Raw genomic sequence first — 14,076 nt, forward strand, 5'->3', positions numbered from 1 at the left:
AAAAGTAACGATTAACCGAGAAGCCCCCACTTCAAGTAATCTCGTAAGAGATACTAAGTGGTGGGTAGTTCACTGTTACGAGTACCCACCCTTATGGTCGTACAGTTTAAGATGATTTCGAAAATGGTAGCGACAGCCGCTAACGGGATCGAGCTAAAAGATTATTGATATGGATATTTAAGAGGGGAGTTTTAGCTCACCTTTAATTTCTTGGCTGAGTGTTATTATCAAAAAGTAGCACGAACAAAAAAACTGCCCATTATTCAGTAACCTCTTTGTTCTTTATACAAAGAACAAATATTTGAAACCGTAACGGTTCCAGACATTATATCTTTTTCCGTCAAGCGTTCATGCTCTGGTATTTTGTAGTAATTTTCTTTTTCTTTCCCTTCCCCTTCCAGTCCTTTGATACTATGTTTACTAACCTTTGCTGCTAAAACCCTTCTTAAGATGCTAAGATTGAAATTCTTCAATTTATTTACGGTGTCAGTAAATACAGCTCGATAAAACATTTCATCTATTATATAAATCTTCTATTATATTAGCAGGGGATAGTGATAGAAAAGTGTGTTCCTTTTCCTAGTTCACTTTCTATCTCTATATCTCCGTTTAATTCTTTAATAATACTGTACGCAATCATAGTACCAAGCCCAGTACCTTTTTCTGTTGTTGAATAAAATGGCAAAGCAATTCGTTTTATTTGTTGAGAAGACATTCCAATTCCTGTATCAATAATATCAATTACAATATTATCTTTTATTTTTTGTATATTTATTTGTAATACTCCACCATTTTTCATAGCTTCAATTCCATTTTGTATTATGTTGGTTAGACACAGTTTTAATTTCTCAGAATCAGCATTTATAAAAAGGGAGTCTGTACTATTCAGTTTTAATTCAACATTCCATGATAGAGCGAGTGGTGAAATTGTATCTATTACCTGATTCAAAATGTGATTAATATCTAGTTTCTCTTTAATAATGTTTTGTGGTTTGGTTAAAGATAAATAGTTATTTATAGTAGCCTGTATTTGTTGCATTTCAATTAACATGATTTCCAAGTACTTATCTTGAGGTACCTTAGAGCTTTCATTTTCATTTAATAACTGAGTGAATCCTTGTACCGTGGTTAGTGGATTATGAATTTCATGTGCAATAGATGCAGCTAGTTCACTAGCTATATAAAACTTTTCTGCCCTTTGCATTTTTTCTTTCATTTTAAATTTATCAATCATTCCTTCTATTAGATAAACTGATAATAATACTGTGAAAATATTAATGACAATATAATTAAATAAAAATTCAATCAGAGTAGAGTCAATTGTACCACCTGTATTTATTTGAGTTACAATACCACAAATAGAAAGGGAAGTTGTACATATCAAAATAAGTAGAATGCTTAATAATATCTTCTTTTCCTTGAAATAAATAGGTGACAAGTAACGAAACATGATTGTAACACCAGAAATAATAGTAAAGATAATAAATGATGGGAGAACTCCGCTTCCACCTAAGTAAAATCTATAAGAAAGATATAAAATCCCAACAAAAATAATACTTTTTGTATTTCCATATAGAAAAACTAAAATGATAGGAATAAAACGTAAATCATAAATAAATCCAGCATGTAAATGAAAAGGAAAAGTCATACAAAAAATAATTGCAATGGAGGAAAGAACAGAAATTAATATGTTATTGTATGCAATTTTTTCTTTATGTTCCAGCCAAAATACATGATAGCTAAGGATACAAATAATAATAATAAAGGTATTTATTAAGAGCGTAGGAATTCCCATAGTTTATGCCTCTCTGATAGTTTATAAGTAGGATTATGAATGAGTGTAATCTAGGTGTTGGGTTTTATTAAACCTTCTATCTTTAAAAAGAAAGGGAAGGGCACTTGCAAAAGTGCTTTTTTATTATTTATATTAGAACCGATGAGGAAGATAGAAATAAAAAGCTACTTTTAGTTATGTAAAAAAATTGAAAGTAGCTCTTGTATAGGTAAAATATGAAGTAAATTACTGAAATAGTTACGTTTTTACAGGAGTGAATATTCTGTAAAAAGACTGTGAATGACGATATCTATTTTATAGCCTTCGCCATATTAACATGAAATTTATTAAATTACAAAGAAAAAAATAAAAATTATTATTTTTTTGTTAATTTGATTTATCTAAAAACAAATAGTATTCAACAATGTAATTTCACGATTCATATTTCATATATCTTTTGTACTATAAGATTACGTCCAATGATATGTATAATTACATCATTTGATCAATAGAAAATGTATGAAAAGAAATTTATACTAGTATTGTGTCTTGCCTCTTTAGGTATAGTACACAGCCGGTGATTGGCTAGTGGGAGTTCTTCCATTTTGCCAGTGCCGGTTTTTTGTTGGATAATAGAGAAAATGAATTCTTATAAAGAAAGAAGGGACTGTTTTGAAAGATGTAAATTCAATTTCTATGAGAGAAAAAGTTGCTAGTTTGTATCTTTATTTTATTTCTTTTCTTGGTTTGATTACTATAACTATATCTTTACTTGAAATTAAAATCCCTTCTCATCCAACAATACTAATATTGTTATTAATATTTATGGGGATTGCAGAGTATTTTCCTGTACGATTTTGGAGAGGAACTAGCTCGCTTACCTTTCCGATAATTTACGCTATGAGTTGGCAGTTCGGAATATACATAACTATTATTACTATTGTATTCGTTACGCTAATTATTCACCTGCATCGTCGTTCACCGGTACAAAGAATGTTATTTAATAGTACCCAGCATGCACTTAGTTTGATCTTGGCAGAATGGTTTTCAAATAAATGTCTGTCGTTATTGATTAGCGGAATGGATATGTCAGCTCTGTATGAGAATTTAATATCTTTGTTATTATTTTGCGTGTTTTTTTGTTTTTTCAACAACCGTTTTTACGATTTGTTAATGGTACTCCTTCCACAGCCGTATTCGATACATCAGTGGTATAAAAAAGCCGTAACAGTATTTCTTTGTGAAACTTTTGGCTTCTCTTATACTGCTCTGATGCATGTATTAATTAGTACATATAGTGTGGAAATAAACGAGATTACAGTACTGTTTTTCTTTTTTCCACTTGTAGCAATTTCAGTTATCAGTTCTTTTTCTGTACGAATTAGGATGGAGAAGGAAAGGTTATACGAACTGTTTCTTATTACAACAGAAATTAGTCGTGGACTAACCGGAGGAAACTTGAAACATATCAAACAAGCACTCAAAGGTTTTTTTGGCATACAAGCATATGTAATATGGACAAAAGATGATGGAAACTGGAATCTTCTATTAAAAGATGGGAAAGTCCAACTTGATATTTCTGATCATTCAGATAAAATCGAGGCGTTTGAGGAAATCTCAAAAAATCTTGTTTTTAATGATTGGAAAACTGGTACGGCGCCTGGAGATGAAATATTTGATGATGTCATACGCTCACTTGTATATTTTCCTCTTATTGTGAATGATGAATTAGTTGGAATGTTTGTTGCAGGAAAAAGTAGAAATGCGGGTTTTTTTCCGGAGGATGTACAATCTTTAGCTACGTTTTCTAACCAATTAGCTAACGTAGTTAAAACAAGGATATTGATTTCTGAACAGGAAAAAAGAATGATTTTAGAAGAAAGAAATAGAATTGCACGCGAAATTCACGATGGCATCGCGCAAACATTGGCGGGGGTGATATTCCAACTAGAATCCGCTAAGAAAAAATACCGTGATAAACCAACCGATATGCAGCAAGTAGTCGAGAAAAGTATAAAGGATTTAAGAGGAAGCTTAGGAGAAGTCCGCTATTCTATTTATGCTTTAAAACCGTATCCGACACAGCAATTAGGGCTTAAGCAGGCGATAGCAAGTAAAATAAAATCTTTAAAACAAGAATATGAACTAGATATTACATATCATGAGAGAGGTAATTCACGTGCGCTTAGCTTTTCGAAAGAAAGAGTTATTTTTGATACATTATAAGAGAGTTTACAAAACATTGTTAAACATGCACAAGCAGAAAAAATTCATGTTTTGCTAAGCTATCAAAGTGAGCACGTGCTTTTAAAGGTTAAGGATAATGGAGTAGGTTTCTCACTATTTGAGTCTATGGTTAAAACGAAACGTGAGCCACATTATGGTATATTACATATGAATGAACAAGCTGAACAATTAGGGGCTACTTTACAGATTGATAGTTCTGTAGGGAAAGGGACAGAAATTACACTGTTAATTCCAGATTCACAAACAAGGGGTGCGTAAAATGATTAAAATATTAGTAGTGGATGATCATGCTTTTTTACGAGACGCAATTCGGAGCATACTAGAGGTTGAATCTGATATGAAAGTGGTTGGAGAAGCGAGCTCTGGGGATGAGGTATTGGAAAAAGTAGAGGAATGCAGACCAGATTGTATTTTGATGGATATTAATCTTCCAGGGAAGAACGGAATTGAAGCTACGGGATTAGTGAAAAAGAATTATCCTAATTGCCGAGTACTTGTTTTTACAATGTATGAGCATGATGAGTATTTAATGGATGCCCTTCAAGCTGGTGCTGATGGTTATTTATTGAAAGATTCATCATCGGAACAGGTAGTGGCTGCAATTCGAATGTTATATCAAGGCGATTCGGTTATTCATCCGCGTATGACGAAAAAATTAATTACATATCATCAGCAAAAAATGAAATCAGAACCAAATGAAAATGAACTGACAGAGCGTGAAAAGGAAATTCTCTTTGAACTAGTAAAAGGACTTAGTAATAAAGAAATTGCTGAAGCTCTATATATTAGTGATAAAACAGTTAAAATTCACATCAATAAAATTTTTAAAAAGCTGAATGTCAAAAGTCGATCGCAAGCGGTGATTTATGCTGTTCGAAATCAATTGGTTCCGCTGGATTAAATAAGAGATTTTTAAAAGAACTATCGTGTTTCCTTATTCTATATTACAAAGAATAAGGGGCAAGGTAGTTCTTTTGTACTATTTAAACGTAGAATAGTTAGAATAAAAATACTCCTTTTGATTAATTTTCAGAAAAATCAGAACGTGAAATAATAAAAACAGAATTATAGTTTAACTCTATTAATAATCCATTTTATGAAAATCTGTTATTGAAAATAAATTTTGGGGGGCTTTTATAGAAAAATTAAAGTGAGTGGTTAGCTATATGAGGTGTGGGATGGAAGTAGTGTTAGAAATTCTTAATTATACGAAATGAAGGTTTAAGATTAATAGAATTTTCAATGCTAAATGGGAATTTGATAATCAATTTGTTTAGAAAGATAATTTTTATAATGGGGAGATGCAATATGAAAAAAGGGAAATTTGGAAAGATTCTTATTGGAACGCTAACAGTTGGTATGCTATTGTCTCAAGGAATTCCATATAACGTATTGGCAGAAGATGTGAATTCATCCACTTTACCGGGTATTGATGATGTAAATGCTGTATTGAAAGGACTTACAAAGGAACAACGTAATGCTTTAAAAACATTGGATACAAAACCAGGTTTTGTTATTTCACCAGGCATCAATACAGCTAGCCCTGATAATGTGAATGTAATTGTAGAATTTAAGCAAGCGCCTAGCAAAATTGAGGTGCTAAAACAAGCGGCAAAAGGGAAAAAGTTAGCTCTTTCAAATGCGGAACAAAAGGTAGAGGCATCTCATAAAGGATTTAAAACAGAGCTTGAACAACTTCAAAAGAAGAAAGATAAAGGGACGAATTTTAAATCTGCCAAAATAACAAGAGAATATAAGAATGCTTTTAATGGTGTAGCAATGTCGTTACCAGCAAATATGATTGAAGACTTAGTTCGTACTGGTATTGTTAAGCGTGTATGGGAAGATCGTGAGGTCAAAATTGATTTGCCGAAAGAAACAGCTAAGGCGGGTGTCGAGCCAAAAATGGCAGATAGTGTACCACAAATTGGTGTGGACAAGCTACACGATGAAAAAATAACAGGCAAAGGAATTAAGGTGGGGGTACTGGACACAGGTATTGATTATAACCACCCTGATTTAAAAGATGCATATAAAGGATATCGTGCAAAGCAAGGTGAAGATCCAAGCAAAATAGATCCGAACTCAATAAAAGGATGGGACTTTGTTAATAATGATGCTGATCCGATGGAGACAACGTATAAGGATTGGCAAAATTCTGGAGGATATCCTGAAATTTATAATGGAAGTGCATACTATACATCCCATGGTACTCATGTAGCTGGGACAATTGCTGCAGACAAAAAGAATAATGTAGATTATGCAGTTAAGGGTGTTGCTCCAGATGTAGATTTATACTCATATCGTGTATTAGGACCATATGGAAGTGGTCAAACAAGTGGTATTCTTGCTGCGATTGATAAAGCAGTGAAAGACGATATGGATGTTATCAATTTATCATTAGGTGCGGCTATTAATGATCCTTTATATCCTACTTCTGTGGCAGTGAACAATGCCATGTTAGCTGGTGTTGTTACAGTAGTAGCGGCAGGTAATAGTGGTCCAGGAGAAGGGACAATTGGATCACCTAGTGCGGCGGCACTTCCAATTACAGTTGGAGCAAGTGATGCTGCGATGACTATCCCGACGTTTTCCGCCGATGCAGGTGATTTACATGTGGATAAGATGATGCTACTTGGAAAAAGTTTTACTGATAAGCTTGAAGACTTAAAAGGTCAATCTTTATCGGTTGTATATGCAGGACTTGGGAAATCAGCTGATTTTACAGGAAAAGATGTAAAAGGAAAATTAGTGCTTATCCAACGCGGTGAGATTACATTTGATGAAAAAATTAAGAATGCGAAGGAAGCAGGCGCAAAGGCTGTCATTGTATATAACAATGTTGATGGTGAAATCACAAGTTATCTTGGAGAAAGTACTTCATCTATTCCATCGTTCCGCTTAACAAAAGTAGATGGTGAGAAATTACAAGCAAAAGCTGTCCAAGGGGATGTGGCTTTAGCATTTGGAGAACTTAATAATATAAAAACAGAGGGAGATCACTTAGCCGATTTCAGCTCTCGTGGTCCTGCAACTAAAACAGATGATATTAAGCCAGATATTGTAGCGCCGGGTGTGTCTATTTTCTCAACTGTTCCTGAATATATTAATGATCCAAAGGATGGAGAAAATTATCCGGTAGCGTATGGACGTATGTCAGGTACATCTATGGCAACTCCTCATACTGCGGGGGTAGCAGCACTCATTTTACAAGAACATCCAAACTATAGTCCATTTGAAGTAAAAGAAGCGCTTATGAATACCGCAGTTGACTTAAAAGAAGAGCGCTCTGTATTTGAGGTAGGCTCAGGCCGAATTGATGCATATCGTGCAGTTCATGCAGATACATCTATCGAGGTTATCGATAAAACATCAAACGTTGTAAATGATGAAGAAGTAGAAATTGAAGAAAAAACAGGTTCTATTGCATTCGGGTATAAAAATCAATTGGGAAATGGACCTATTAAAGATAGTCGAAAAGTCGTAATTAAGAACAGCAGTAAAACAGACGGAAAAGAGTTCAAATTAGAAGTAGAGTTTTCACCAACAAGTGTAGGTGTGCAGGACGCAGCGAAGAATGGTGTGAAGCTGAACGTACAAGATTCTATTAAAGTGGCTCCTGGTACATCAGGGGAAATTAGCCCTGAAATTATCATTCCAGAAAACGCTGAATTCGGTAGATATGAGGGATATATTCATATTTCAAATAAAAACAATGAAAAAGAAGTATATCAAGTGCCGTTTGCAGTTAAATTCACAGAAAAAGGGATTGCGTCTGTAGATTTACTGAGAGACGCAATGGCAACAGATGCGTCTAAATTCCATCCATTTATGGATAGACCAAGTTCACCGTTGACATTTAAATTAAATAGTCCTCTTGAAACCATTGATGCAGTTGTGAAGGATCGAAAAACAGGAAAGGCATTAGGAGTCGTTGGTACACTTAATGCAAGCAGTTTAACACCAAATGTTGAATATATGATGTTTTCTGGTATGGGAGGGTATGTACTTCCATTCACAGGAGATCCAGCTCATCCAATTGGGGATAAACCTGTTATGTTGCCTGATGGAGATTACGAATTGAACTTCGTTGGATATGATAAAGAAGGAAAATCTTATACAAAGGGCGATAGCATTATCATTGATAATGTAATACCTGAAATGAAATTTATGGATGTACAACCTGGTATACATGAAGTAAATGATTCCATGTTTAAAGAAGAAGACGGTCAGCGAGCATTATGGGTACATGGTAATATTTATGATTCTACAGTGGATGCATTAAAGGCAAAAGGACTGCAGTATGACCAAAAAGCTAATCAAATTGTATATTATCAAAACTCGGCCTTTCCATCAGGTTGGCTGAATACTATTCAAGCAAATGGTGATTTTAAATTTGGAGTACTTCCAGAGGAAATAAATGAACCGTTAACTTTAAAATTATTTGGATATGACCTTGCAACTGCAGGGGATATGGCAGCAGGATTTAAAGACTATGTTTTTGTTAAAGAAGGAACGGAATACGCTGCTCCAAGCTATGACAAAGATAAAATCAAATTAGGAGAGAAAATTACATTAACTTTAAATCTCAATAATGTGAAACAACTTATGTCAGGTACATTTGAGATTCCTTATAACAAGCAACTATTTAAATTTACAGATGTGAAACCAAATCCAGCACTTACGGAATATGTAAAACAACATGGACTAAATCTTAAATTAGAAGATCCAAAGATAGATACAGAAGGAGCTTGGGAAAACAAGGTGAAAGTTGGTGCGTCGTTAGAAGGAAAAGAATTTAAAGGGTTAGATGGAGACACACCATTTTTAGATGTTACATTTGAAATGACGAGTGATGAATATTTTAATGATTTAACTGCATTTGGAGTAAATAAATTCTCTTATACAAAATCTGGTGCAGCAGAAAGTGTTGAAATTCCTGTATTTAAAGATAAATCCTTCTCTATTATTTCGAAGCATTCAACAGTTAGAGGGTATATCGGACCAGAAGCATTCTTGAATGAAGAGGGGTATTTAGGTAAGAACGACTACACAAAACTAGGAGCAAAAGTGTACGTAGTTGGCAAGGATGGAAAGAAATATACAGGAACGATTGATGATCGTGGTCAATTTGAAATTCATAGTGTTCCTGTAAGTGATAAAGAATACGATATTTTTGTAGAAATGCCAGGTCATTTAAATAGTAAATTAACAACAAAAATAGGGGAAATGCAGGATGGAGAATTAGTGGGACAAAACTTTAGAGCTGATATGGATGACAACCTTGCAGGTGATGTGAACGGCGACAAAGTGGTAGATATTCAAGATGCTAGAATAGCAGCTTTATCGTATGGAAAAGGAAAAGTGACTGTCAAAGATGGCGATGTCAATCAAGATGGTGTTGTAAATGAAACGGATATTCGCTTGATAGAGAAGAATTTCTTGAAAAAGGGTCCAGATGCCAAAGAAAATCAGATACCGAAAGAAAATGTGGGGCCAGTGACGTTAGATAAAATCTTGCGTTCCATTGGATTAGAACCAAAAAAATAAGTGGGTACAATTCTAGAGCAAACTAAACAATAAAATAATGATTTTAGAATCAAATGGGAGTTACTAATATTGGACCGGTAATGATTCATTGTAACATTACCGGTTATTCTTCAAGTAGTCTTAAAGCGATAGCTATTTGGATACTTGAATCTCTACATGAAGTAAATAATTTAAAGATGGTTAGTTTTCGCTAATGGATAAGGTATTTGCTTAATTATTATTGGTTGTGGGATGGATATGTAGTTGGAACTTTAAAAATGGGGGGGACTTGTGAAATGAGTATTAAGAAAAAACTGGGTATGGGTGTTGTAACTGCAGCTCTTGGCCTATCTTTAATTGGTGGAGGTACATATGCGTACTTCAGTGATAAGGAAGTGTCACAAAACACGTTTGCAGCTGGTACTTTAGATTTGAGTGTTGATCCTAAAGTTGTTATTGATATAGATAATCTTAAGCCAGGTGACGAAATGGAACGCGGGTTTCAACTAGTTAACAAAGGTACATTAACGATAGGAGATGTGAAGCTTCTGACTGATTACACTGTAATCGATGATAAAGGAGATAATGGAAATGCTGATTTGGGCGATCATATCCGTGTTGATTTCTTGTGGAATTTGGATAAAAATGAGGTTCCAATATGGTCGACTACATTATCTGATTTGAAGAAAGGTACACAAAATGGGAATATTCCTGACCTTGTGCAAAAAGGTATTTTAGACCGAGAAGAAAACGGACTTGCCCCAGGAGATGATGATACCTTCTATGTGATGTTCACATTTGTAGATAACGGCGAAGATCAAAATATGTTCCAAGGAGATGCATTACATCTAAATTGGACTTTCAACTCAATGCAGACAAAAGGTGAAGAAAAGTAAAAATAATGATTGGTTTTGGTGCAAAAATAACAGAGAATAAAGCGCATATATTCCTAATGATGATCCCCCTAAAGGGGCAAGCTGACTAATGTCAGTGGGATTCTTGCTACCAAAGGCGAAGTCTTCAAAGAGACTCCGCCTTTTCAACGTACAATGAACTTCAACAATTACTAGCTACCTCCTATACATTGTTCCTCATTTACCAACCTGTTTATGCTTATTTCAAACTTCGCAACAGAACCTGAAATATGTTCTAGCAATTACTTATTGAAGTCATACTTACTCTTTAATATTTCTATAGTCTTCCTCAAATAAACGATATTCCATAAAGTCTTAATGGCGATGGACGGGACCCAAATTAAAGTTTTTTAAACCTAATTGGACTTACCATTAAGAGAGCGAGGATTAATGTAATCCATGCATTGCTATATGAAAACAATCCCATACCAGCCAATGTTAATCCAGCAGCTGGAATCGGTAATCCCTTAAAATATCCAATAGTTGGTTTAACACTAAATTTAGCTAATCTTAAAGCACCCATCGTTGGGAAAAGGATAAATGCCAAAGAAGTTAAAATAGATGGTGTTGCTATCGAATGAAATAAAAGTGCAGGAGCAACTCCGAAACTAACAATATCAGCTAAGGAATCTAATTCTACACCAAACTCACTGTTCACTTTTAATTTTCTCGCAATCCTTCCATCTAGAAGATCTAGAACAGCTGACAAGAAAATGAAAATGGAGGCTACTACCAAATAGTCACTCATATTCATGGTAATTGAAAAAACACCGCACAATAAATTTCCAATTGTAAATAAATTCGGTACAGCTTTTACTACCTGATTGAACAAGGTTGTCCCTCCTAAGTTGATCAAACTTCACATTTATGTAGCATTTTCTATATATTCTTCCGTTATTCTTAAAAATATATGACCACTGTACGCTAAGTGAATTTCGACAAGAGAAAAGTCGATTTCCTGTACGTTATGTTGGTTTATAAAAATGTTTGATCATTTTCGGTACGTGTTGTTGAACATTAGCACCCGATAGTTGAAGTATTGGGTAGTCAAGCATTTTCCTCCGGTTGGTAGATAAGACCAACCACTCTCGTTTTAGATGTATTTGTATTGGTTTTTATAAGTTTAAGATTGATCCTGTCCGTAATTTCTTTAAATATAGGTAGTCTACTGCGTAGGACTACCGGAAACACATTAATCCAGGTTTTGGTGCAAAAACTTCAAGGTAATTACAAATCATCTCTAAAACTTGGACATACAGATACTATTGCTCTAAATAGGTGTGTAATCGGTATGGAAAAGAAAAATTGGTTCAAATGGAAGCACTATCAGCCTGATATTATCTTATTAACGGTAAGATGATACCTACGGTACAACCTAAGTTTTCATGATTTGGTGGAAATGATGGAGGAACGGGGTTTATCCATTTCTCATACAACGATTATGCGTTGGGTTTATCAGTATGGTCCTGAATTGGACAAACGGATCCGACGTTACCTCAAACAAATAAATGACTCTTGGAGAGTCGATGAAACATATATCAAAGTAAAGGGTTAATGGATGTACCTGTATCGTGCTGTTGATTCGAACGGAAACACAATCGATTTTTGCCTAAGCAAAATAAGAGATCATAAGGCTGCAAGGCGCTTTTTCAAGAAAGCTTTACGGTCTTTTCATGTTTCAAAGCCACGTGTAATAACAGTCGATAAGAATCCAGCTAATCCTATAGCAATTGGACAGTTGAAAAAAGAAAAAAGCATACCTAACGGTATGTGACTTAGACAACAAAAGTACTTGAATAACATAGTAGAACAAGATCATCGCATTATAAAGAAGCGAATCCGTTCTATGCTAGGTCTTAAATCTTTTGACACAGCTACATCCATTCTTTCTGGAGTAGAAGCCATGCATATGATAAAAAAAGAGCAGATTGCTTTACGGAACCAGTTTGTCAAAAATCAAAAAGAATTCATCCATCAATTGTTTGGACTTGCAACAAAAGATACGATTCCGTTAGGAATATATGTGTTTTATTCTCTTTTGTTTAATGTTTGCACCAGAACCTTAATTATCATGAGTTACTATTTATAAAAATCACTAGTGTTAAGGAACAACTATATATTTTTAACGCATTATCCGAAAGAAGTCTCCTTCCTCAAGCGTTGTGAAGGACAATAGTCCAACGATAGGTGGGAGATGAATTTCGGTTTGGTGTAGCCAAAAAAATTGTTTTTTCTATTTATTTCACCTCTGATATAATCAGTCTTATAAGAGGTAAAGTTTGGTATAACAATGAAATTAGATAATAATAGCGCAGTGTTCATGTTGTGTTATCACCTTTGGTGGTTCGCCATAGATAAAGTAAAACAGTTTATGGGAAATCAAGGCGAAAAGTGAGATGAACTGATATGACAAAGCATAATAAGGCGTACAAATTTCGTCTGTATCCAACAGAAGAACAAGCCTATCTGATACGTAAAACTTTCGGGTGTGTACGCTTTGTGTATAACAAGATGCTGGCTGAACGGAAAGAAGTATACGAAAAGTACAAAGAGAACAAGGAAGAACTGAAGAAACAAAAATTCCCTACTCCTGCGAAATACAAAGCAGAGTATGAATGGTTGAAAGAAGTCGGTTCATTAGCGTTGGCAAATGCTCAACTAAACTTGCAAACCGCGTATAAGAATTTTTTTAGTGGTCAAAGTGATTTTCCTACATTCAAAAGTAAAAAAAGTAGAAAATCATATACAACGAATCGGGTAAACGGAAATATTATGTTATTTCATGGTTATATCAAATTACCGAAACTGAAAATGGTGCGACTGAAACAACATAGAGAGATACCGCAAAACCATATCATCAAATCATGTACAATTTCTATGACACCTACTGGTAAATACTATGTGTCCATCTTGATTGAATATGAAAAAGAGATTGTACAAAAAGAAGTAGGAAGTGTGGTTGGATTAGATTTCGCAATGGCTGAATTGTACGTGAGTAGCGAAGATGAGAAAGCCAATTATCCTCGCTTTTATCGTCAGATGCTAGACCGATTAGCAAACGCACAACGAGTATTAGCAAGACGTGTGAAAGGTTCAGAGCGTTGGAATAAACAACGCATCCGTGTAGCTAAGTTGCGTGAAAAGGTCGCAAATCAACGTAAGAATTTCCTTCATTATAAGTCCAAAGAATTGGCCACTCATTTTGATGTTGTAGCAATAGAAGACTTACATATGAAAGGAATGTCACGAGCACTTCGCTTTGGTAAAAGTGTTGCGGACAACGGTTGGAGGATGTTCACAACATTTTTAGCATATAAGCTACAAGAACAAGGAAAACAACTTGTAAAAATAGATAAGTGGTTTCCTTCTACAAAAATGTGTAGTAGTTGTGGAAGCAGAAAAGATATGTCACTATCTGAACGCACGTATGAGTGTACTTGCGGACTAAAAATAAGTCGTGACTATAATGCAGCTATGAATATCAAAAAGGAAGCTATACGCTTATTAGCGTTGGCATAAATAGTAACAAAATAACCTTTGGAACAAGGGAGTTAGCTCGGCTGTCCTAGGACGAATTCGTTAGCTATCAAAAGTAACGATTAACCGAGAAGC

Annotated in this window: 6 protein-coding genes and 3 pseudogenes; 7 read left to right on the forward strand and 2 right to left on the reverse strand. The window is 34.6% G+C overall.

What is annotated here, in order from left to right; all coding sequences use genetic code 11:
- Window positions 1-541: 541 nt before the first annotated feature.
- Window positions 542-1,795: an ATP-binding protein gene (locus tag VK90_RS08650; RefSeq protein WP_048372067.1), complete on the reverse strand. Its 1,254-nt coding sequence runs from the start codon at window positions 1,793-1,795 to the stop codon at window positions 542-544.
- Window positions 1,796-2,446: 651 nt separating this feature from the next.
- Here VK90_RS08650 and VK90_RS08655 point away from each other — a divergent pair.
- From VK90_RS08655 to VK90_RS31385, 5 genes and pseudogenes are all read left to right on the forward strand, one after another.
- A pseudogene (locus tag VK90_RS08655) lies at window positions 2,447-4,279 on the forward strand (GAF domain-containing sensor histidine kinase).
- Window position 4,280: 1 nt separating this feature from the next.
- Window positions 4,281-4,922, forward strand: coding sequence for a response regulator (locus VK90_RS08660; RefSeq protein WP_002175152.1), 642 nt, complete (start codon window positions 4,281-4,283; stop codon window positions 4,920-4,922).
- Window positions 4,923-5,329: 407 nt separating this feature from the next.
- Window positions 5,330-9,571: a S8 family serine peptidase gene (locus tag VK90_RS08665; protein ID WP_048372069.1), complete on the forward strand. Its 4,242-nt coding sequence runs from the start codon at window positions 5,330-5,332 to the stop codon at window positions 9,569-9,571.
- Window positions 9,572-9,846: 275 nt separating this feature from the next.
- Window positions 9,847-10,446, forward strand: coding sequence for a TasA family protein (locus VK90_RS08670; protein ID WP_048372071.1), 600 nt, complete (start codon window positions 9,847-9,849; stop codon window positions 10,444-10,446).
- Between the two features lie 110 nt (window positions 10,447-10,556).
- Window positions 10,557-10,628, forward strand: a pseudogene (locus tag VK90_RS31385) (IS6 family transposase); the annotation flags it as partial.
- Window positions 10,629-10,804: 176 nt separating this feature from the next.
- Here the strand turns inward: VK90_RS31385 and pssA are convergent.
- Window positions 10,805-11,296: a CDP-diacylglycerol--serine O-phosphatidyltransferase gene (gene pssA, locus VK90_RS08675; RefSeq protein ID WP_025149676.1), complete on the reverse strand. Its 492-nt coding sequence runs from the start codon at window positions 11,294-11,296 to the stop codon at window positions 10,805-10,807.
- Between the two features lie 459 nt (window positions 11,297-11,755).
- Between pssA and VK90_RS08680 the strand changes: the two are divergent.
- Window positions 11,756-12,553, forward strand: a pseudogene (locus VK90_RS08680) (IS6 family transposase).
- Window positions 12,554-12,870: 317 nt separating this feature from the next.
- Entirely contained in the window at window positions 12,871-13,983 is a 1,113-nt protein-coding gene (locus tag VK90_RS08685) for an RNA-guided endonuclease TnpB family protein (RefSeq protein WP_048372073.1), read from the forward strand.
- Window positions 13,984-14,076: the final 93 nt, after the last annotated feature.

Source organism: Bacillus sp. LK2 (assembly GCF_001043575.1).
GTDB classification, from domain to species: Bacteria; Bacillota; Bacilli; order Bacillales; family Bacillaceae_G; genus Bacillus_A; species Bacillus_A paramycoides.